15 protein-coding genes are annotated in these 21,308 nt (G+C 54.9%); 7 read left to right on the forward strand and 8 right to left on the reverse strand.

Translation table 11 applies throughout. The features are described from left to right. Window positions 1-157 precede the first annotated feature (157 nt). Complete coding sequence (locus Q8W24_RS13065) at window positions 158-1,087, reverse strand: catechol 2,3-dioxygenase (protein ID WP_303433296.1); 930 nt, start codon at window positions 1,085-1,087, stop codon at window positions 158-160. Window positions 1,088-1,478: 391 nt separating this feature from the next. Between Q8W24_RS13065 and Q8W24_RS13070 the strand changes: the two genes are divergently transcribed. Beyond that, window positions 1,479-3,206: a sigma-54-dependent Fis family transcriptional regulator gene (locus Q8W24_RS13070; RefSeq protein WP_303433295.1), complete on the forward strand. Its 1,728-nt coding sequence runs from the start codon at window positions 1,479-1,481 to the stop codon at window positions 3,204-3,206. 92 nt (window positions 3,207-3,298) lie between these two features. On the opposite strand, the gene Q8W24_RS13075 is transcribed toward Q8W24_RS13070, so the two are convergent. From Q8W24_RS13075 to Q8W24_RS13095, 5 genes are all read right to left on the reverse strand, one after another. Then, on the reverse strand, window positions 3,299-4,255 hold the full coding sequence (locus tag Q8W24_RS13075; protein WP_303433294.1) for a glycine betaine ABC transporter substrate-binding protein: 957 nt from the start codon (window positions 4,253-4,255) through the stop codon (window positions 3,299-3,301). Window positions 4,256-4,695: 440 nt separating this feature from the next. Continuing rightward, window positions 4,696-5,628: an AEC family transporter gene (locus Q8W24_RS13080; RefSeq protein WP_303433293.1), complete on the reverse strand. Its 933-nt coding sequence runs from the start codon at window positions 5,626-5,628 to the stop codon at window positions 4,696-4,698. Between the two features lie 106 nt (window positions 5,629-5,734). After that, window positions 5,735-7,723 (reverse strand): DNA topoisomerase III, encoded by a 1,989-nt coding sequence (locus Q8W24_RS13085; RefSeq protein WP_305475551.1) that lies wholly within the window; start codon window positions 7,721-7,723, stop codon window positions 5,735-5,737. 191 nt (window positions 7,724-7,914) lie between these two features. Next, entirely contained in the window at window positions 7,915-9,030 is a 1,116-nt protein-coding gene (locus tag Q8W24_RS13090) for a hypothetical protein (protein WP_303433291.1), read from the reverse strand. A gap of 92 nt (window positions 9,031-9,122) precedes the next feature. Continuing rightward, complete coding sequence (locus Q8W24_RS13095; protein WP_303433290.1) at window positions 9,123-10,271, reverse strand: 1-acyl-sn-glycerol-3-phosphate acyltransferase; 1,149 nt, start codon at window positions 10,269-10,271, stop codon at window positions 9,123-9,125. Window positions 10,272-10,418: 147 nt separating this feature from the next. Here Q8W24_RS13095 and Q8W24_RS13100 point away from each other — a divergent pair, with 147 nt between their 5' ends. Then, a complete protein-coding gene (locus tag Q8W24_RS13100; RefSeq protein WP_305415091.1) occupies window positions 10,419-10,823 on the forward strand; it encodes a hypothetical protein in 405 nt (134 codons plus the stop codon). Between the two features lie 52 nt (window positions 10,824-10,875). Here Q8W24_RS13100 and Q8W24_RS13105 read toward each other — a convergent pair whose 3' ends face one another. Then, window positions 10,876-12,975 (reverse strand): ATP-binding protein, encoded by a 2,100-nt coding sequence (locus tag Q8W24_RS13105; RefSeq protein WP_305475553.1) that lies wholly within the window; start codon window positions 12,973-12,975, stop codon window positions 10,876-10,878. Between the two features lie 67 nt (window positions 12,976-13,042). Further along, complete coding sequence (locus tag Q8W24_RS13110; RefSeq protein ID WP_305475555.1) at window positions 13,043-13,588, reverse strand: helix-turn-helix domain-containing protein; 546 nt, start codon at window positions 13,586-13,588, stop codon at window positions 13,043-13,045. Window positions 13,589-13,735: 147 nt separating this feature from the next. On the opposite strand from Q8W24_RS13110, the gene Q8W24_RS13115 reads away from it, so the two are divergent. The 5 genes from Q8W24_RS13115 (at window position 13,736) to Q8W24_RS13135 (ending at window position 21,265) form a co-directional block, all read left to right on the forward strand. Further along, the gene (locus Q8W24_RS13115; protein WP_305475557.1) at window positions 13,736-15,610 is read left to right on the forward strand and encodes a response regulator; all 1,875 of its coding nucleotides are present in this window, start codon (window positions 13,736-13,738) and stop codon (window positions 15,608-15,610) included. 39 nt (window positions 15,611-15,649) lie between these two features. Continuing rightward, window positions 15,650-15,907, forward strand: a complete 258-nt coding sequence (locus Q8W24_RS13120; RefSeq protein ID WP_303433285.1) for a hypothetical protein — start codon at window positions 15,650-15,652, stop codon at window positions 15,905-15,907. 67 nt (window positions 15,908-15,974) lie between these two features. Then, on the forward strand, window positions 15,975-18,860 hold the full coding sequence (locus tag Q8W24_RS13125) for an insulinase family protein (protein WP_305475559.1): 2,886 nt from the start codon (window positions 15,975-15,977) through the stop codon (window positions 18,858-18,860). Window positions 18,861-18,914: 54 nt separating this feature from the next. Beyond that, on the forward strand, window positions 18,915-20,387 hold the full coding sequence (locus Q8W24_RS13130) for a YdiU family protein (RefSeq protein WP_305475561.1): 1,473 nt from the start codon (window positions 18,915-18,917) through the stop codon (window positions 20,385-20,387). A gap of 233 nt (window positions 20,388-20,620) precedes the next feature. Beyond that, the gene (locus tag Q8W24_RS13135) at window positions 20,621-21,265 is read left to right on the forward strand and encodes a DUF2796 domain-containing protein (RefSeq protein WP_305475563.1); all 645 of its coding nucleotides are present in this window, start codon (window positions 20,621-20,623) and stop codon (window positions 21,263-21,265) included. The last annotated feature ends 43 nt before the right edge of the window (window positions 21,266-21,308 follow it).

Genomic DNA, 21,308 nt, shown 5'->3' on the forward strand with positions numbered 1-21,308 from the left:
TTTCACTGCATTCGTCGCCTTGCCCTGAACAACGGCAACACTCGCGCAGAGCCGTGCAGGATTAAATAGATGTCCCCTATCGCCTTGTTCCCCTGGTATCGATCAACAAAACAGACGTAACACCACAACAGCGTGTGGTGCCACGTTTTATTGCTGATCAGGTAGTAACGGTCAAGAAGCGTTCGTTCAGAACACGATCATGATAGAAAATCGCCTTGCCCAGTTGATCCGCAGTCCAGGTAACCGGCTCGTGGTCCGGATAGTGGTAGTTACCGTTGGCAAACACTTCGGTGCGATTGCCGGAAGGGTCAAAGAAATAGATCGTACGACCGTTAGTCAGCCCGTGGCGGGTTGGGCCAATATCGATCGGGGTATCGGTCATGGAGATCAGGTCTGCAGCACGCAGCACGTCTTCCCAGGTTTCCAGATAATAAGACGAGTGATGGAACTGGCCTGGCTCGGGGTTTTCAATAAAGGCTATATCATGCGCCTTCATGCCACAGCTCAGAAACGCAGCGATCAGGGTTTTGTCTTCATCCGGTGCCACGACCTGCTCAGCCATACCAAAGCCCAGCACTTCCTCGAACAGTTTTGCCGTGGCTGGAACATCCGGGCCATACAGCAGGCAATGGTCAAACCGCACCACGCCCATACCACTCAGACCACGAGGCCAGGCTTCCGGGTTGATATTGGAAATGCCCCATTTGCCGGTTTGTTCCTTGGTAGCAAACAATTCGAAGGAATGACCGGTTGGCACCACAAAACGTACCCTGCGGCCACAGTCTTGCAGGTCGTCAGCGGCAATATCTTCAACTTCCACGCCATACTCGACCAGTCGTCCGCGCAGCAGATCGAGCATTGCTTCAGACACTACCTTGAAACCAAAAAAATCCATCCCCGCTTCGTCTGCTTCCCGCAGCACCACTGAATACTTGTCTACTTCTGACCAGGCTTTCAGATAAACACGTCCCTGATCATCACGGCCGGTTTCAATCAATCCCATCAAGTCACAATAGTGCTTCAGGGCATCTGCCATATCGAGAACCCGAATCTGGACATGTCCAGGACGCATTACACCGTATTTCATAGCTATTTCCTGTTTTATTGTTATTTGTTTTCGATCAAACAGCGGATTCCACCGGTATTGAATTTGGTGGCACCAGCAAGAAATGTGTTAAGCCTGTTCATCCGGTTGGTGCATATGAAGAACAAACACATAACCGACCTGACTGTTATCTCATCACATAACAGGTAAGAGCAATGGCCATGCCAGCGCATCAAACTGGACTTTGCGTCTGCACTGAAAATTCAAGCCATTGTTTTTAAACGATTTTTTAGAGAAAGACTGTTCGTTAAACCACGTTTCAGCCCAACAGCGGGACGACCAGATCCCGTTTGTAGTTAATGATATGGTGATTGTGATCTATGCAATTGACTATATGATCAAGCAGATTACTGCTTACAAAAAGATAATAACAATGAGCCAAGCCGCCATGAGCCATCGCACACCGTTACCCACTCCCAGCGATGATGACCTGATTCATCAACTGCGCTTCGACCCGGATAGTGGCCATATCTGGCTGCACGAAAATCGCATGCTGCTGACCCATGCCGCAGTGTTTGGCCAGTTACGCAAGGATCTGATTGATATTCTTGGCTGGGAGCGGGCCAAGGGGGTGCTGATGCGTTTTGGTTATGCCTCTGGCCGCCTTGATGCCGAGCTGGCCAAACGCTTGCGCCCCGATCTCAGTACCCAGGATTCTTTTGTTGTCGGGCCACAGCTGCACAAGCTGGAAGGCAAGGTCAAAGTGACGCCGATCCGGCTGGAATTTGATATGGCCAGCGGTGCCTATTACGGCGAATTTGACTGGCATCACTCCTGGGAAGCAGAGCAGCACCTGCAGGAGATTGGCCCCAGCAAAGAAGCCGTGTGCTGGACTCTGCTCGGCTATGCCAGTGGCTACACCAGTTACTATATGGGACGACAGATTCTGTTCAAGGAAACCCAGTGCTGCGCCTGTGGTGACAGTCATTGCGTTAATATCGGCCGCCCGGCCCATGAATGGCCCGACCGCGAAGCACTGGAGAAATACCTCCGCCCCAGTCCATTAATCGACGAACTGGAGCTGCTGCAGCACGAATACACCGAATTAAAAAGCCGCTACGAAGCCCAGGCTCAGGCTGACTGGACACCCTTTTCCGCTGTCGGCAACTCCCCGGCCTTCAAACAGGCCTGCGATATGATCAGCCGGGCGGCAGCCAGCAAGGTAAGCGTGCTGTTGCTGGGTGAAACCGGTGTCGGCAAGGAAGTCCAGGCGCGTAATATCCATCGCCTCAGTGACCGGGCCGAGCAACCTTTTGTCGCCGTCAACTGCGCCTGCATCCCACCAGACCTGATTGAGTCCGAGTTATTCGGGGTTGAAAAAGGAGCCTTCACCGGAGCGCACCAGTCACGCAAAGGCAAGTTTGAACGGGCGGACTATGGCACCATTTTTCTTGATGAGGTGGCTGAACTGACGCCCCGCGCACAAGCCACGCTGCTGCGAGTCCTGCAAGAAGGTGAACTGGAACGGGTGGGCGATACCATGACCCGTAAAATAGACGTACGTGTCGTAGCCGCCACCAACGAAGATTTACAACAGGCCGTCCAAGACGGACGCTTTCGGGCAGATCTGTTCTTCCGTCTGAATGTGCTGCCGATCCGTATCCCACCCTTGCGTGAGCGCAGGGAGGATATTCCGCTGCTGGTCGAGCATTTTCTCGACCGCTACCAGCGCGAATACAACAAGAAAATCATCGGCCTGACTGACCGCGCCATGTCGATGCTGGCCGACTACAGCTGGCCAGGTAACGTCCGCGAACTGGAAAACATGATCGAACGCGGTGTTATCCTGACGGACAACCACCGAGTAATCGAGCTGGAGCATCTGTTTCCATCACTGACGGAGCCGACACACCCGCTTAATATCATTAATCACCAGGGTAAAATTACCTCCCCGGAAGGTGACGCGAGCAACCTGATACCGGGATTATCGACCGACCAGCTGGCTGACATTCTTATCTCATCCGGTACCAGTCTGGATGAGCTGGAAACCCTGATGATCGACAAGGCGCTGAAAAACAGCGAGGGCGTCGTTACTGAAGCAGCAAAACAGCTGGGGCTGACACGCCCGGCACTGGCCTACCGCATGAAAAAACGCCAATAAAGTTCGAGAGCCAGCCGGGCTGGCATCTCGGCCCGGTCGCTATCAGCCCAACTGCTAGAACTGCTAGCGACCCAACTGCTACCGATCGGCCACTAGCGACCGAAGGTCAATTCCATATCTTCGGCAATGGCACGAGGATCAACCGACTGGCCATCCAGGGTTTTGACCCCTTGCAACCAGGCGCTGACCTGACCCGGGTTGCTGTGCATCCACATCCGCACGGCACGATCCACCGGTACAAATTCATTGCTGGTTTTTTGCATGATTTCTTCTTCCAGCGCGGCCTTGAATTTCAGATTGCTGAAGAATTGGGCCAGGTTAGGACATTCTTGCTCCAACCCTTTGCGGATACTGGTGTTTACCGTGGCCTTGCCGTAATCCGGGCCAAAGTAGTCGTCCCCGCCGCTGAGATAGCGAATGGCAAACTGCTGGTTCATTGGGTGCGGCTTCCAGCCCATAAAGACAATCCACTCGCCCTTGCGGACGCGGCCATTCACCTGGGCCATCATCAGTCGTTCTGACGTTTCGATCAGATCAAAATCTTTCAGGCCAAAGGCATCGGCATTAATCATGTCGTGAATGGCTTCGTTACCACTGCTGCCTTTTTCCAGACCGTAAATACGCCCTCCAAATTTGTCGTGAAAACGGGCGATATCGGCAAAGTCACGCACACCCTGGTTATATACGTATTCAGGGACAGCCAGGGTCCAGAGGGCTTCATCCAGATTGGCGGTCAGGGTGCTGACCTCTTGCTGACCATAATAGGGAGCGGCCACTTCGACCATGGCCGGTGTCCAATACCCCATGAATACATCGATATTACGCTGCTTCATCTGGTTAAAGACTTCCGGGGTCGCAGGCTGCATACTCAGCTCTACCCGATAACCCAGTTTTTCCAGCAGTGACTGGGCAATGCCATTCACTACATGCAAGTCAGTCCAGTCCACCACACCAATTCGTACGGTTTCGCACTGTTTTTCGGTCGCCGCTTCTACATGGCCAGTCAATGCCAGCAGCCATACCAACGCACAACGGGAAATAACTTTCATCCATTACCTCTTAATCAAACAATTCAAACCATGAAAATCAAACAGCACCTGAGCTTCAGCACATCCTGTATCAATATCGCCACTGCACTCATTGGTTCGTGGCAGAAATCTTATTGACAAGTTTGCAATTAACCGTCAGCAAATCATCATCAGTCTACAAACAACCATAGATATCGACATTGCCCCGTTAGAGTCACCTCTAAAGGGGTATTTCATGACAATCAGGGGTGACAAATGCGTGGTTATCGGCTAGACAGGCACGTTTTGAGGATAGTTCATAAAAAACAAGGAGAGAGATTTATGCAGATATTGTGAATTGGTTCACACGGAACGAAGCCTGATGACACGCCGAGGAAGACCGTTCACGCTATTTACCAGGGTCAGACGAATCAGGAAAACCGGACAAACCGGCAAAGAGTCTCAACTGGGCATCCGCTCGCCTAGAGACCGGAGCTGAGCACCCAGCTGATGGTGAAGAGCGACACCATCGAGGTCCAGATAATGGTGGTCGAGGTTTCCTGCACAAAAATATTGTACTTTTGTGCCAATACAAAACTGCCCGCCCCTGTTGGGGTGCTGGCCATCAGGATTGCCACACTGGTCCAGAGCGGCGACAACGAAAAGACATAACTGGCCAAAAACCAGGTCAGCAAGGGTTGCCCCAACAGTTTCAGTAATGCCGTCGTTGAAATGGCAGAAATATCCCCAAACAGGGGTTTGCCAACCAGAAACAACCCCAGCGAAAACAACGCACACGGCCCCGCGGCATCGCCCAACATATCGCAGAAGTTAAATACCATGGAAGGCAATTCCACTGGCAACATGGCATACAGAATGCCCGCCAGTGGCGACAGTAACATCGGGTTTTTACACACGGCTTTACCAATATCCATGGTAATTTGCGCCGGGCTGGCCGCCACCTTGTTATCCAGTTCAATCATGATGATGGCAATGGTCACGGTTAGCAGTGACCCGACCACCACATACAGGATCACCGGCACACTGGCGGCATCTCCAAAACTCGCAAACGCCAGCGGAATTCCGAGGTAACCGGTGTTGCCATAGGCCGCATTCAGCCCCAGCAAGGCGCTGCTATCCAGCCGTTTACCCAGCAGATATTTCGCCATCAAGACCCCAACCGCCATGGTCAGAATGGCGCTGATCGCAATCAGGATCAGGTAGTCCAGATTCAGCAGCTCGGCCGGATCAACCACCACCATGGCCTTGAACAGCAGGCATGGCATGGCAAACCAGAAGACAAAATCATTCAGGACCTTGGCCGCATCGCCACCACAGATTCTGAATTTTCCGGCCAGAAAACCAACCAGAATAATCAGAAAGATCGGAAAAACCGTGTCGATCAAAATGGACATACCACCCCCAAAGTCCCTCCTTTATGGAGGGCCTGCAGTATAAGTAGAAAAGATTGTCGGATACCAGACGGCTATTGGTAGCACTCGGTATCAGGGCACGATCCGTTCAGTCTGCTTGACGGCGGCGACCTGTCGAGCTGCTCTTGCGAGACTTGCCGGTGCCTGCCCGACGCTGCTGGGGACGACGGGATTTACCCTTGACCGGGCTATGGCTTGGTAGCCCACTGAACGCCTGGGTATTCAGCTGGCAAGCCTGGCCGACCAGGTTGTGCAGCTGCTCCAGCAAGGGCTGCATAAAACCGTCATATTTCAGCGCTCGTTCGCTGATATCGTTAAGCTGACGCTCCCAGTGCGCGGTCATATCCGGCACTGTGGTGCTTTCTGGCAAGGTATTGATCAGCGCACACCCCAGTGGCGTCGCCAGGATACTTTTGCCTTCGCGGTGTAAAAAACCGCGTTTGAACAGCAGTTCGATAATGCTGGCCCGGGTGGCTTCGGTGCCGAGGCCGTCGGTGTCCTTGAGGATTTTTCTCAGCTGCCGGTCTTTGACAAAACGGTTGATGCCCGTCATCGCCGCCAACAAGCTGGCATCGGAAAAATGCGCCGGAGGCTGGGTGTGTTTTTCATCAACCCTTGGCTCGCCACTCCAGACCAGCTGACCCGGAGATAACGCCGGTAATGGCTGCGATTGTGAATCTGGCCCGTCTGCAGCTGGCCGCTGTTTGCCAGGTGGCATGGCGGCTTTCCAGCCAGGTTCCAGGTTCTCGCGTTCGTTGGCGACAAACCGGCCACCGGCAATTTCCAGTTCGATCCGGCGATCCGCGTAGCGATATGGGGGATAAAACTGCAGCAGATACTGCCGTGCAATCAGGCTGTAGAGCTGTTTTTCCGTCAGCGTCAGACGATCTGCTCCGGTGGTTTTTTCGGTCGGAATAATGGCGTGGTGGGCTTCGACCTTGCGGTCGTTCCAGGCTTTCGAGCGTAGCCCCAGATTGGCTCCCTGCACCACGCTGGCCAGCTCGGGCTGATGTTGCCCAATCGCCTGAATCACCGCTTCCCGGCGACTGTAGTGATCCATCGGCAAGTAACGGCAATCGGAACGGGGATAGGTGATCAGCTGATATTTTTCGTACAACGACTGGCAGCCGTCGAGCACGTGTTTGGCGCTCAGGCCAAAGGCTTTGGCAGCATCGATCTGCAGGGCCGACAAGTTGTAAGGCAAGGGCGCGGCTTGCTGTTTTTCCTTGCGATCCGTCGCAGTAACCCGCGCTTCCTGTTGCCGGATACGGGTGGCGACGTTGTTGGCCAGCCGGGGATTCAGTACCCGGCCTTCTTCGTCCTGATGACTGGCACAGGCATCACTGGGTTGCCAGCTGGCATAAAAGCACAGTGGCTGGTCGGCCTGCAGATGAATCGCCGCACAGACTTCATAAAAGGGCCGGGAGACAAATTGCCGGATTTCTTCATCCCGTCGTACCACCAGACCAAGAATCGGGGTTTGCACCCGACCGACCGACAGTACTTGTTTTAACCCTCCTTGCTGCCCCTTGAGGGTACAGGCCCGCGTCAGGTTGATGCCATACAGCCAGTCCGCCCGGCTGCGCGCCAGGGCCGAAGTCGACAGCGGTATAAACTCCTGGTTGGAACGCAGTTGCGTCAGCGCCCGGCTTACGGCCTTGGGGTTGAGATCACTGACCAGCAAACGTTGCATGTTCTGGCGCTTGGCACTCGGAACATTCAGGTAGCTGATCACTTCATCCACCAGCAGTTGTCCTTCGCGATCCGGGTCACCGGCGTGCACCAGCTGACTGGCTTCTTTTACCAGTTTGCGTAGCACCGTCAGTTGTTTGCGGGTCTGGCTTTTGGGTTGCAGTTGCCAGCTGTCAGGTACAATTGGCAAGACATCCAGCCGCCACTGTTTGAAGGCCGGGTTGTAGGCTTCAGGCTCGGCCTGTTCGAGCAAATGGCCGATACACCAGCTAACCACATCGCCATTGGCAGCGCGCACAAAGCCTTCACCTTTTTGGTGAGGCTTGGGCAGTACCGCCGCAATGGCGCGACCAAGGGAAGGTTTTTCAGCAATAAACAGGCGCATGGAATGTCTGTATAACTGGGATTTTGTACAGTATATCCAGACTGGGAACAAAAGAAACCGTCAGTACCAGGCGCTATCGCTGAACTGGCGGTATCTATGAGTTGGCAAAGAATGGCGCAACCAGCAGCAACCAGCAGCAACCAGCAGCGTTCCGGGCCTGTGCCCTGACTAGCCACAGGCCCACCGGGCAATCAGATACCCCAGTTCACATCATCGTCGTCATCGGTACAGTTACTACGGAAAGACGACAGGCTTGATCGACTGCATTCCAGATCGGTCACCACAATATCAATACCATCGTAATAACCTTCGATCAGCATCCAGTCATCATCGTCAATGGCATCGTTCAGATCACTACACTGACTGAAGCTGCTGCAATCCAGATCCGGGGCGCTGTCGTACAGGTCGATGGAACCGCCACTGCTTTCGGACAGTTCACTGCCACGCACAATCATCTTGAAATCGTAGCTGCTGCCGATGCGGTCATCCGGGCTGCTGTCATCCTCATCCAGTTCAACAGCGGTAATGCTGCCGCCATCACTGGTGGTCACCACCACATCAATATAAGGACGCTCACCCCATACCGGAGTAAAACCATCGATATCGTCTTCCAGTTGCAGCAGCTCGTATTCATCGGAGCTGTTTACCTTGTACAGCAGACACATGGCGGCATCGGCCAGACCACAGTCACTCTGGAACCAACCGATATACCAGGAGGCATCGCTGTCACCTTCGCACGTGCTGTCAAAGTCGTCTTCGGCGGCAGAGCACAGCACGTATTCCAGCGCAATGGTGCCTTCATCGTCGACACTGAACTCCAGCTGGGTTACATAGCTGTTGGCCACCGCAGCGGTCAGGTCATCACAGGCTTCGTTACAGGCAAAGTCGATCTCGCTGGCCAGCTCCCAGGTGGCGTCATCCAGTTCATACAGAATGCCAACGTCGGTGTATAACGATATGGAGAAGGTATCTTCGCTGTCATCAACCGCTTCGGTAGAAATAATGCTGTTGAAAACATAACTGCTGGGGTCGCCATCATCATCAAACGAGACGGTGACGTAGACTTCATAACGGTTGCCCCAGACGAAGTCATCAAAGCCGCTGAACGATTCCTCGACAACTTCCCAGCTGTCGCTGCTGTCTTCCCGAATGCGGAAGCAAAGCGAGGTGCTATCGGAGTCGCATTGCTCTTTGTAATAATCAACCAGCCGGGTTTCTACCTGGTCATCCCAGGTTCGCCCCAGCTCCAGGCAGCCTGACAGTGCCAGGGCCATCAGCGGCAATATCAACCGTATTATCCAACGCATAGGTTCAAATTCTCTGTCATCGGGTCAGTAACCAACGGAACAACCCGTTCAGTCAGGTTAGAGCGACCCCCGTTACGCCGGGGTCTTAACCATCAACCATCGGCCATATTTTGTTGCAGCAGAATCGGCATGGCGTAACCAGTCAGAACCTGCTTTTGTACGTCTTGTGCTTCGCCTTCAATCCGTTGCCACAAGGTATCCTGGATCTGGCGACTGCTGTCACCGGCCCGGGCCTGCAGATAGCAGGAAAAACGCTGCTGTAACAGGCGCACGGCGGCATGATGCACGGGCAGGATTTCGGTCATATCCCGGATCTGGCGATCAATCGCGGCCGCCATGGTTTCGGCACTGGCAAGATCGTCGTCACTCAGCGGTTGGCCAAAATCCACATGGATCGTGCCTTTCTGGCCCACGATACCGGTCAACAAACTACGGGTATCTTCCCCTTCTTCCTTGCTGTAACTGCCGTATTTCGCCCGAGCCACCAGCTCTCTGGCTTTCATCAGATCACAGGGGTCCCACTCGTATTGAATACACACAGGCACCGGACGCAAGGCCGACAGGGTCTCGGCAAAGGTTTCTTTATGTTCCCGGCCGTTTAATGCCAGCATTTTCAGTACCGCTTTGTCGGTCAGGTCGACGCCGTTTTTGGCGCGGCCTTCCCGCTGGGCAATCCAGACCGATTCACGCTGTGCCAGCGAATAGCGAATATAGCCCGACAATTGCTGCAGTGCCGTCAGCTTTTCGCGTTTATTGGTAATGTTTCGTCGAACAATGAAGGATTTATTAAGCCGCATCACGTCGGCAATATCCGGATGGCTGAGCAAATTATCACCAATCGCAATGCGACTGGTTGGCCAGCCGGCCTGATACAACGAGTAGTTGATCAGCGTTGGGTCCATGGCAATATCGCGATGATTGGAAATCCAGAGATGCCCCTGATCCGGAGACATGCTATCCAGCCCCCGTACCACAACGTCGGTGGTGGTTTTGGCCAGTAACCGCTCGACCCAGCCTTCCATCCACATCTGGAAGTCGTGCACGGTATTCACATTCGCCAACTGGCGATCCAGCAGGTAGCGCGCCACTGGCAGCAGCCACTCCCGCAACCAGTGCGGCAACATGGGCAGGCGGTATTTCAACAGCGCCCGGTGCAAGGTGTCGGATTGACTCACTCGCTCAAGTACAGCGGCAACTTCATCATCCTGGTAGGGGCGGATATCAGCGTAACGATCAGGCATTGGCTTATCTGGATTCAACAATGAAAGGCGCGGGGATGATGCCTGAACAAAGTGTTTCTGTTAAGGCACATTGCCGGATGTGGTACCGTTAAGCCCATAAAATTTCAGCTCAGTACACCGTACTGACGATTTTTGAGGAGATACCCGATGATTGAGCAGTGGCAACCGGCTTCCAGCCAAACCGGCACACCGGATTCCGACACGCTGCAGCAATTGCTTGCGGCTCTACCCACAGCCCAGGAAGCCACGGTCATTAACAGCGATCAACTGGACGCCGGGGCGCTGAAAACCGTGCAATCCTGGATCAAGCTGGATGAGGCGGCCTGGCAAGCGGCCCTGACGGCAATGGACACCGATCAGTTACTGCCACTGGCGGCTTTTTTTGCCAGCGCTGAACAACAATTGGAAGGCTGGCACTGCGGCAGCAGCAACCCGGCGATCTGGATCTTCCGTTATCTGAAAAAACAGGGTACCCCCGCCAGCAAGGAACAGGTCCGGGCGATCAAGGCTCTGACGGATAACCGCTATATCCCTCACGGCAGCGCACTCTGATACCAGGTCAGCCAACGCGGCCGGAGCAAGCCCCCGGAAGTACAAACCGGCGTTATGAATCCGGCGTTACCGCTGCCGGCCCCAGGTCGTTGTTCGACAGTGCCAGGAACATGGGCAACTCCCGGCGCAGATCTTCCAGCCGGACGGGCTTGGCCAGATAACCATTCATACCGGCGGCTTCGCACTCTTCTTTCCGGTCAACCATCACATCAGCAGACAACGCCACAATCAGTACCGCCGGAAGCTGCTGTTGCTGCTCACGCTGGCGAATTTCGCGACAGGCGGCGAGGCCGTCCAATACCGGCATATGACAGTCCATCAGGATCAGATCGAACTCTCCGCTGGCGCTTTTTTCCACGGCTTCGCGGCCATTGTTGGCCAAGGTGACAACGCAGCCGAGGTGTATCAGCATCTGGGAGGCGACCTTTTGGTTGACGCCATTGTCTTCTGCCAACAGTACCCGACAGTTTTTCAGCAGGGTGTTTTCTTCAGCAATCGCGATCCCCGTTCCCTGATAACGATTGGTGCGGGTAATCATCAATTGTGGTCGGGCGGGCTGCTGTAACAAACGTCCCAACAAATCACGCAGGTTGCTCTGACTGATTGGCCAGTCCCAGTGTGCACCCACACCTTGCGCCAGCAGTTCATCACGCCCCGTGGTCAGTACATCCATGGAGGACAGGGCCAATCGTATCGGTGTGTCGGCCAGCAGTTGACGCAGATAATCGTCACCTTCTTGCCAGGTGCGGTAGGCCATCACCAGAATGGTGGGTTGTGTTTCCTCCAGGGCAAGCAGCAAATCCGAGACCCGGTCAAACTCCCGGTACACCATGCCCAGTTGACGAGCAATAGACATCAGCAAGGTACGGTTCACTTGCAGCTCATCACAGACCCACAGGGTTTGTTCGCCCAACAACGGAATCGCACCGTCGTTTTCCAGCGCTGTTACAGCGACCGGCAAGGTCACGTCGAACCAGAAATTGGAACCGACACCAGGGGTGCTGACGACCCCGACATGCCCACCCATCAGCTGGGCCAGCCGCCGACAGATGCTTAACCCCAGCCCGGTACCACCGGCTTCAACTGAAATCCGGCCATGCACAAAGCTGTATTCCTCAAACAGAGCCACCACTTTGCTGGCGCTAATACCAATACCGGAATCCTCAACCGAAAATCTCAGCTGCACTTCACTCACCATGTTGCGGACTTTGACCACCCGCAGCAATACATGGCCGGACTCGGTGAATTTGATGGCGTTATTAAGATAATTCATCAGTACCTGACGAATCCGTACCGGGTCGCCGATCAACTGCGAGGGCAGTTTTTCATCCACAAACGATTGCATCACCAGCTGTTTTTCCTGTGCCCGGCAAGACACCATCTCCAACAGGCTTTGTACCAATTCCGGCAGGTCGAATACTTCAGCTTCAATACTGAGCTTGCCCGCATCGATTTTCGAAATATCGAGAATATCATTGATAATGGCCAGCAAATGCTCGGATGAGCTTTGGATAACCCGTTGAAATCCGCGCTGTTCTTCGTCGAGGTGGGTCTGTTCCATCAACGACACCATCCCCAGCAGGCCGGTCATCGGGGTGCGGATTTCGTGGCTCATATTGGCGAGGAAACGGCTCTTGGCCAGATTGGAACGATCGGCATAATCGCGGCTTTTCTCCAGCGACTGCCGTTGCCGGACCAGGTCTGATATATCATGAAAATACACTAGGGCTTCATCATCGTTTTGTGGATCGGCGGCTGTCTGTAGCTGCCAGCAATAAACCGGCCCCGAGGCTGATAGTACTTCCATCGTCATCTCTGCGCCGCTGGCATGTTTGTCCAGCACCTTGCGCAGAATCGCCAGCCAGGCTTCCCGATCGGACAAGGGAAGCCAGTTGGTCAGTTTTTTACCGCGACTCAAGGTTTGTCCAGCCAGAGTCCGGTTGGCCTCCAGCACGACGCCATCGGCATCGACGCGCACCAGCACATTGGGGGATTGCACCCACCACTGTTGCAGTTGTTGATTACACTGGGTCAGGTCATCCAGCTGTTGGTGCATACGGCTTTTTGCTCGCAGCAGCAACACCACCGCCAGTACCAACAGAACCAGGATGACCCATAATGCGATGTTGTTTTCTGAAAAAATATCTGCCATAGCCACCTTATTGAGCTATTGAGCTCTCCTTGCAAGCAGAACCAGCCCTTATCCGGTACACCCTGGGCTAGCATGACGAGTCATTCATATTCAGCAACTCAACGAAACGCTTCTGCTCTGTTGGCCAACACAGTCGGTGCCAGCCGTCATGGCTGTCATTCTCTGTGATATTGGCCCCTGCCACTATACACAATACTGCTTGCGACACGTTTTCGCGGCGAATCCTATCAACAGCAGCTATCCATACTTCACTGGAAAGCACCATAGCAGCCGGTATCTGCTCTGCATAGCAATAGCCAAACTGCATCGCATCAACAGCCACCTGTGGATCCCATCCCGCCCGCCGGGCGGCTGAAGCCAGTTCCGCCGCCATCACTTCCGGTTCTGCCAGGATCAGCAAGCCGCGGCTTTGATCCTGCAACTCATTCGGCACAGGCATCTCGTTACTCTGCAAAAACCGGACAAACCCGGCCACAGGAACACGATTATCACCTCGTCCCGGCAATTTGTAAGCCTCCAGATGACCGCGCTCGATCCAGCGGATAACCGTTCTGAAGTTGACGCCACAATATTTCGCCACTTCACCGGTCGTCAGTACCTGTTTTCCTCTCACAACATCACCCAACCAATAAATACATTGGTTTCAGTATAGATAGCCTTTGGCCATTGCAAGACTGAAACAGTATGCTGTCGCCAAGGCACCGGAGCGTGATAGTTGAAAGTGCACTCTTACACGATCAGCCCCAGGAAAGGAATAACAATGACGTTCAAGGTATTATTGGTTGGTAACGCAGCCGGTATTTTGCACTCAATTTCCAGATTACTACTCAGTGAACACATCGCAGTACAGACCACAACCGGTACAGCAGAAGCGCTTGATTATCTGGCCAGCTACCCAGTACACGTACTGATTATTGATTCCCAGACACCAGAGCTGGATGAACTGTCACTGTGCCAGCAAGCACGGCAGATCAGCCCTGGCAGCTATCGCATCCTGCTGACCAACCAACTGGATTCAGCGCGGCTGCGACAGGCACGCCAGCAAGGTGCCATCCATAAACTGATTGCCACACCCTGGAATAACCTGGTTCTGATACGTGATATTATCGAGGGCGCGCGACAGGCCAACCTGATGCAGCAGGCTCATTCTCTGCAGTCCGCCCTCAATACCCAGCAGCCCGTATTACTGACAGATCGCAACTGGGTTATTCGCCTTGCCAACCAACCAATCTGTGATGCCCTGCAGGTAAACGAAGAGCAACTGCTCGGCCGCAACCTGTTTACTGGCACGATAAGCCACATGCCGGTCGCTCTGGAAGCAGAAATCACCCGTCAAACCGAAGCCAACCAAACCTGGCTGGGTTACTTTAACCTGATAGTCCAGCAACGTCGTATCCAGCCCACCTGGATGGCGATAACCTCGATCAGTGATGACTTCCGGCTCTGTATCTGCAGCCTGCTCGATAGCGTGACCGAACGACACACCAATCCCGACAACGACACCCAGCGTTATGCCGGTCTGCACCAGCTGAATCAGATGGAGAGCTATCTGACCCAGTCCGATGGCATCACCTGTATCCTGCTGATCAGTTTCGATCCGGATCAGGTCTTTGATACTGGCTTGAGCCGCCTCTGTTACGAGCGCATTGCCGAAGCCACTACCTCACCGTCACCGATCTTCCAGCCAGCACATCATCTGTTTCTGGTTCCTGTTATCGCCGACCCTGCCAACCCCTGTACCCAGGGCCTGTGCCAAGCCATCGCCCAGGGGTTCCGCCAGCCGCTGTCGCATCAAGAGCAAGCCGTCATGCTCAGCCCCGACATTAATTGCAGCTGGGGACAATCAACACAACACACACCGGACGCAGCAACATCACTCAAACATATCCGCCAGCATCTGGGGCTGGAAGGCCCCGACACCCCGTCCCTCGAACAGGTACAACCGTACAAATCGGCTCTGTCCGCCACGACCTTGCCAACGCAACAGCGCCAGCAAAGTGATTTTCACGCTACCCCTATATTCGATTCCCAAGGCGCACTCGCCGGACTGGAGCTGCTGCCCGAATATATGGCCAAGCCCGATCTGTGTCACCGCTGGCTGGAAGATATGCACATCACCTGGCAGCAACATTTCCTCCAGCCGATGTACGTTATTCTCCGTGTCGCCGACCTTACCGATCACTGCAGGCAACACCTGACCAGCTGCCTGGCCGCATGGCCCCAGCAGGCCGGAAAGCCAGCCCCGGTCTGGTGTATTGTTCTGCCATGGACGCCAGAAGAACCAACCCCCAGGCTGGAGGAGGCATTGCGGCAACTGGATATACTGCTGATATTCGAAATCACGGACCCTCAACATCAACAACGCCTGCCTGGCTATCAGAGCCTCTCGGCCATGGATGTGGACGGTTTCAGCCTGCCTCCCTGCATGATCTCCCATGCCCGCCAGGCGTTACATCAAGGCCAGCCCTTACTGCAGCGGCTGCAGCAGGATGGCCTCATTATCTATGCCCATGGCATCGACTCGACCGAAGCACTGGCGGCAGCACATCAAAGCGGTATCGACTGGATGAGTGGTGATGCCCTGTCACGTAAAGTGAACGCCGCCCAACTGTACTGGTTTGCCATCAATGACTGATTTCTCATGTATGATGAGCGGCTAATCGGAGGAACCCCTGTGAACAAAGACCAAGCCTATCACCAGATTGCTCTGGCCTGCCTGAAATCCCTGCGCAACACCAGCGCCAGCAGCTCGGATGCCATCTCCGAGCTATACGGCACCATTGATGCTGCTTTCCAGCAACAATTTGCTCTGGTACTAACGGAACTGGAAGACAGCCGCGCGCGTCTTAACCGCATTAGTGAGCTGGATCCCGGCACCAGCACATTGGGCGATGCCCAGGCGATTGCCCAAAGCCGGGGCACATCACACTGACCACGGGCCTGAAGTCAGACTTCAGGCAACTCACCCAGATTGACCGCGACTTGTAGTAGGAGCAGGTATGTTATCGCCCCGTTACTGGATTTTTATTGTTATTGTTCTGGCCGCCATCGGATATTCCATGCTCAAACCCGCTTCTGCTCCACCGTCTGCCGTCGTCTCTGACTGCAATGACGCCACTCCCTGGAACTGCCGGGAAGACGGGGACACCAGTCCTATTGTCAGCCCGTCAGACCCGTTCAAATATGAATACGTCCAGCTCGACAATGGCCTGCGTGTCCTGCTGGTATCCACGCCCGGTACCGACAAGGCCGCCGCCGCCATGACCGTCGCCACCGGCAGTGGTGACGACCCTGACGGTCGCGAAGGTCTGGCGCATTTCCTGGAGCACATGCTGTTCCTGGGCACCGAGCCTTACCCGGAAGCAGGTGAATACCAGGCCTTTATCAGCCGCCACGGTGGCAGCCACAATGCCTTCACCGCTCATCAGCAAACCACCTACTTTTTCTCTATCGACAACGACGCCATGAGTGGTGCGCTGGATCGTTTTGCGCCATTTTTTATATCCCCAAGCTTTGACGAAGCCTATGTCGATCGTGAGAAAAACGCCGTTCATGCCGAATACAGCGCCAAGATAAAAGACGATTTCCGCCGTATTTTCTCGGCTGAAAAACAGGCCATGAACCCGGCCCACCCTTATGCTGGTTTTGCGACCGGCAATCTCGACACCCTGTCAGATCGCCCTGACCGCAAAATTCGTGATGACCTGATCGAGTTTTACCAACAGCATTACAGCGCCGACCAGATGACCCTGGTACTGGCAGGCAACTACCCGCTACAACAGCTGCAGGACTGGGCCAAAAACCACTTCAGCACCGTCCCCAAGCGCGATATCCAGCTCGCCGACTCACGGCCGCCGATGTTTGTACCGGAACAGTTACCGCTCGACGTCAATATCGAGCCGGTGAAAGAAATCCGCCGGTTACAATTTACCTTCCCGATGCCAGAAACCCAGTCGCTGTATCAATACAAACCGCTGCAGCTACTGTCCAACCTGATTGGCCATGAAGGCGAAGGCAGCATCCTCGCCTTATTGAAAGAAAAAGGCTGGGCTGAAGGCCTCAGTGCCGGACGCTCCATCAGCACCCGGTTTGAATCCAACCTGGTCGTCCAGATTGAGCTGACCCGCAGCGGCCTGCTGCATGTCGACAACATCACGCAAATACTCGAACACTACGTTGACCTGCTGAAAGCGCAGCCGATTCCTGCCTACCTGATGACCGAACAGCAGCAACTGAGCGAAATGTCATTCCGCTTCCAGCAACATGGCCGCCTGTCAGACTACGCCGTACGCCTGAGCAGCAATCTGCAGGTTTACCCGCCCGAACAAGTGATCCATGGTGATTATTTATGGCGGCCTATCGCGCAACCCGAACTTGCTCCTTTCCTCGATGCACTGAACATGGATAACGTCTTGCGTACCCTGATTGCCCCTGGCGTTACCACCGAGATGGTCGACCCCTGGTACAACACCCCGATGCGTATTCGTCCATCCAACTATCGCGCAACCGACGTCGCGACCGATGGTCTTGAGCAGCTTCACCTGCCAGCGCCCAACCCCTTTATCCCGCAAGACTTCAGCCTCAACAGCGAAGCAGAACAAACCGTACCCGAAATACTGATCGACCAGCCCGGACAACAGCTCTGGTATTACCCGGAACACGAGTTCCTGCAACCACGCAGCCGCATTACCCTGGAGCTGCAACACGCCGATATCGCCACCCCACGCGGCATGGTATTGGCCCAGCTGTATACCCGCGCCGTGAATGAAGCCCTGAACACCTACAGTTACCCGGCACATCTGGCCGGACTGAGCTATGGCCTCAGTGCCAACACTCGCGGTCTGCAACTGATGCTGTCCGGCTACCAGGATAAACTGCCCGAGCTGCTCAAACGGGTACTCGAAGGCATGCAACAGGTCAATATCAGCGATGACCAGTTCCAGCGCTATCAAGCCTCGCTGCAGCGTAATCTGGAAAACCAGCTCAAGGCCAAGCCCTACGAACGCGGCATCGCCGAGCTGAAACGCCAGATTTACTCCCCCAGCTTTAACGAACAGCAACTGCTGGCTGAACTGGGCTCCATCAGTCGCGCCGATGTCGAAGCCTTCGCCAACGCCCTGAAAGGCCAGACCGCCACCCGTATGTACATCCACGGCAGCATGAGCAAGGCCGACGCCGAAGCCGTCGCCCACCAGGTAGCCGAAGTCTACCCGGCCAATCCAGAGCAACAGTCCGAGCTGTCCGTACTCAAGCTCCCGGCGGGTAAATTCCAGCAGTCGCTCGATCTCGATCACAAAGACAAGGTCATGGTGCTGTACCTGCAGGGACAAGACACCAGCGATCACAACCGTGCCCGCATCGCCCTGCTCGGCCAGATGATCAGCGCCCCGTATTACCAGTACATGCGCACCGAACAGCAGCTGGGTTACATCGTCTTTGCCACCGTTTATCCACAGCGCAGCGTGCCCGGACTGGTCTTTATCGTACAATCACCGGAGCACTCCCCCAGCGACCTGCTCAGCCACAGCCAGACCTTCTGGAACAGCTATCAAGACTCGCTGGCCAATATGAGTGATGATGAATTTGCCGCCTTCAAAGACGGCCTGATCAACCTGTTGCTGCAACCGGCTCGCAACATGAGCGAAAAAGCCGACCTGTTCTGGCGTGATATTGACCTGCAGCGCACCGGTTTTGATACCAGCCGCGCCATTGCCAGCGAAGTCGAATCCCTGACACTGGCAGAAATCCAGGCGCTGTATCAGCGCCTGATTTTACAGGCCGAGGTTCCTTGGTTACTGTTTACCCAGGGCGACCCTGTGCCAGACTGGCAACCCATCAACCGCCTGCCGCGTGAGCAAATGACACCGTTTGAACTGCCGCGCTAACCGGTACACCACACGAGGCCTGGCCATTCTGGCCAGCGCCTGGGGGAGAACATCATGAAAACCTGGCAAAATCTGGACGAACTGACTCTGACCAACCATTACGCCGACCTGCCGGCATCCTGGTATCACGCCATCGAACCAACCCCCTTGCCGAACCCCCGCATTATCAGTGTTAACTCGATGGTCGCCGAACAACTTCAGATCAACCCCTGCAGCCTCGACCCACAAGCGCTGGCAGACTGGCTCGGTGGCCACTCCTTGCCACCAGGCGCCAAACCACTGGCCATGAAATACAGCGGCCACCAGTTTGGCGTCTACAACCCGCAACTGGGTGATGGCCGCGGTCTACTGCTGGGCGAACTGCCCGTCGATGGCGACTACTGGGACCTGCATCTCAAGGGTGCCGGGCAAACCCGCTACTCCCGCATGGGCGATGGCCGGGCGGTCTTACGCTCCAGCCTGCGGGAATACCTGATTGGCGAAGCACTCACACACCTCGGCATCCCCTCTACCCGGGCCTTGGCGGTCTGTGTCAGCAGCCAGAAGATCCAGCGCGAACGGGTCGAACTGGCGGCAACAATCTTACGGGTCAGCCGTTGCCATATCCGTTTTGGTCACTTCGAACACCTGTATTACACCCGCCAGTTTGATGGCCTGAAACAACTGGCCGACTATTGCCTCGCCCGGTATTACCCCGACTGCCAATCGGCCGAAAACCCTTACCTGGCCATGTTTCTGCAAATCAGCCAACGCAGCGCCGAGATGGTCGCCGGTTGGCAAGCCTATGGTTTTTTGCACGGCGTAATGAATACCGACAACATGTCGATTCTGGGCGAAACCTTTGATCACGGCCCTTTTGCGTTTATCGATCGCTGGCAAGAAAACGCCGTCTATAACCACACCGACCAGGAAGGCCGTTACGCCTTCGACCAGCAGCCCGGTATTATCCAATGGAACCTGTCTGCACTGGGGCAGGCACTGACACCACTGGTGCCAATCGACGACCTGAAAGACGCACTGGAACAGTTCACTGGTTATTATGAAACAGCCTATCGGCAACGCATGTCTGCCCGCCTCGGACTGGCGACTCCCCAGCCAGGGGATGACGAGCTGATTCAACGCTGGCGCAACCTGCTGGCCCAGCATCAGGCTGATTACAACCCGCTCTACCGGGCCTTGTCAGAAGCCCAGCAAGATGACGAAGGCCAACCCGGCCTGAACCATCTCGACCTCGCCCCCTGGCAAATCATGCTCAACGACTGGCTGCCGCAATACCGCCAACGGCTGCAACAGGAAAGCCGCCATGCCGCCGACCGGCGCAGCGCCATGCTGGCCGTTAACCCGGCCTATACCCTGCGGACCCATGTTGCCCAGCACCTGATCGATCGTGCTGAAGAAGGGGATTACCAGCCGCTCAATGACTGGCTCGCCATTTTGCAGAACCCGTTTGATGAACACCCTGGTTTTGAGCAATGGCGTCGTGCCCCGGACACCAAAGGACTGGTGATGTTGAGCTGCTCGTCGTAAAGCGCAACCAGTGGTGAGTGGTAATAGCGCTAGGCCGTGATGCTGCTGGGCCGTGCTGACCCAGCCAATCAGACGACGATCACCTTAAAAACCGGCGCATTAAAAAACGTGTAAAAGAACCTATAAAAAGACGAATAAAAGGACGAATAAAAGGACAGCGGGATTTAAAGGATTAAGAGTTATCCACCCTGTAGTTTTGTTATACCATAACAAAACTACAGGAGAGCCAACCCATGAAACCACACCTACATTATGCCGCCGGGATACTGCTGACCACCACCTGGCTGACGCACGCGGCCCCCGCCCACCAACATGGCGTCGCGACCCTGCAAGTCGCCCTGTCCGACACCAGGCTGCAAGTTGAATTACATTCACCCTTGATGAACCTCGCCGGATTTGAAGGTCGCGCCAATACCGAAGAGCAGCGCCAGGCTCTGGCTAACGTCAAGCAGCGTTTTACTTCGGAAATGATTCAGGCTCCTCAGTGCCAGTTGCAACAGGCGTCGTTTGATTGGCCAGACCATGACGGGTATGACCACGATGAGCATGACCACGATGAGCATGACCATGATGAACATGACCACGACGAACATGACCACGACGAACATGACCACGATGAGCATGACCACGATGAGCATGACCACGATGAGCATGACGAACATGACCACGACGAACATGACCACGATGAACACGGCCATAGCGATCTGACCGTCGTCTGGGACTTCCAATGCCCCTCAACCGGAGCCATCACCCTGGACTCCCAACTGATCACCACTTTCCCCGGTATCGAAACACTGCAGCTGCTGTGGATAACCGAACAGCAACAAGGCGCAGACAGCTTCGATAGCGACCAGCCCATCCTGCTGCCACGGCCCTGAATCCGGCTACCCGCCTGATCATCAGCTGACGCCATCGTCCTCG

The organism is Oceanobacter sp. 4_MG-2023, from assembly GCF_030689165.1.
GTDB lineage: Bacteria > Pseudomonadota > Gammaproteobacteria > Pseudomonadales > Oceanobacteraceae > Oceanobacter.